This is a genomic window from Aminobacter sp. P4_H6_2, assembly GCF_056400805.1.
Genome location: NZ_JBFUKO010000902.1, coordinates 1 through 1,600, shown reverse-complemented (window position 1 = coordinate 1,600; position 1,600 = coordinate 1). Strand labels below are relative to the sequence as shown.

General features: G+C 61.9%; 1 protein-coding gene and 1 pseudogene. Both read left to right on the top strand.

Annotated features, from left to right (window positions below; all coding sequences use genetic code 11):
- A pseudogene (locus tag AC1DUU_RS31485) lies at positions 1–471 on the top strand (deoxyribose-phosphate aldolase); the annotation flags it as partial.
- A 15-nt stretch (positions 472–486) separates the two neighbouring features.
- On the top strand, positions 487–1,600 hold a 1,114-nt coding region (locus AC1DUU_RS31480), incomplete at its 3' end, for an aldehyde dehydrogenase family protein (RefSeq protein WP_476787222.1).

Below are 1,600 nucleotides of genomic sequence, written 5' to 3'. Positions count from 1 at the left end.
GTGCTCACCCAGAACTGGGCGGCACTGTACGACGAGATTTCAGCATTTCGCAAAGCCTGTGGCGATGCGCATATGAAGTCCATTCTCGCCACGGGCGAATTGAAGACACTGCGCAACGTCTACAAGGCGTCTCTCGTTGCGATGATGGCGGGCTCGGATTTCATCAAGACCTCGACCGGAAAAGAGGCGGTGAACGCGACGCTGCCGGTATCGCTCATCATGGTACGCGCCATTCGCGACTATCATGAGCGAACCGGCCATTTTGTCGGCTACAAACCGGCCGGCGGTGTCAGCACGGCCAAGGACGCGCTTTCCTATCTGATCCTGATGAAGGAAGAGCTGGGGCGCCGCTGGATGGAACCAGACCTGTTTCGGTTTGGGGCATCGAGCCTGCTTGGCGACATCGAACGCCAGCTCGAGCATCATGTCACCGGCGCATATTCCGCCTCTTTCCGCCACCCGCTTGTCTAAAGGGGCATGAAGGCAATGAACGTAAGAGAGATCTACGAAACGATGGAATACGGCCCGGCACCCGAGAGCAAGACCGAAGCTCTGGCCTGGCTGAACTCCCACGACCGCCGGTTTGGCCTGTTCATCAATGGCGCCTTTTCGGCGCCCCTGTCCGGCTCTACCTTCAAGACGTCCTCCCCGGCCACTGGCGAGACGCTGGCCGAGATCGCGCTTGCCGGCGACGGCGATGTCGATGCGGCCGTCAAAGCGGCGAGACGCGCCCAGCCGGCCTGGGCAGCACTGAAGGGAAGCGAGCGTGCCCGCTTCCTCTACGCGCTGGCCCGCCACCTGCAAAAGCACGCGCGGCTCTTTGCCGTGCTTGAGAGCATGGACAATGGCAAGACGATCCGCGAAAGCCGCGACATCGATATCCCGCTCGCCGTGCGGCATTTCTACTATCACGCCGGCTGGGCCTCGCTTCAGGCGAAGGAGTTCGCCAATTATGAGCCGCTTGGCGTTGCCGGGCAGGTCATCCCCTGGAACTTCCCGCTTTTGATGCTGGCATGGAAAGTGGCGCCCGCGATCGCGATGGGCAACACGGTGGTGTTGAAGCCGGCCGAGCAGACCCCGCTCACGGCGCTGCTGTTTGCCAAGATCTGCCAGGAAGCGGGACTGCCTGACGGCGTCGTCAACATCATCACCGGCGATGGCGCAACGGGTGCAGCACTTGTCGACCATCCTGACGTCAACAAGATCGCTTTCACCGGGTCTACGGCAGTCGGCAAGCTCATCCGCCAGCGCACCGCCGGCAGCGGCAAGAGCCTGACGCTCGAGCTCGGCGGCAAGTCTCCGTTCGTCGTGTTCGACGATGCCGATCTGGACAGCGCCGTTGAAGGGATCGTGGATTCGATCTGGTTCAACCAGGGTCAGGTTTGTTGCGCTGGCTCCCGCCTGCTGGCCCAGGAAGGCATTGCCGAAAAGCTGTATGGCAAGCTTGCCGCGCGCCTGCGCACCTTGCGTGTCGGCGACCCGTTGGACAAATCCGTCGACATGGGCCCCATAGTTTCAGCCGAACAATTGGAGCGTGTTCGCGAGCTGGTGCAAACCGGGATCAGCGAGGGGGCTGAACTCATCCAGGCGCCCTGCGATC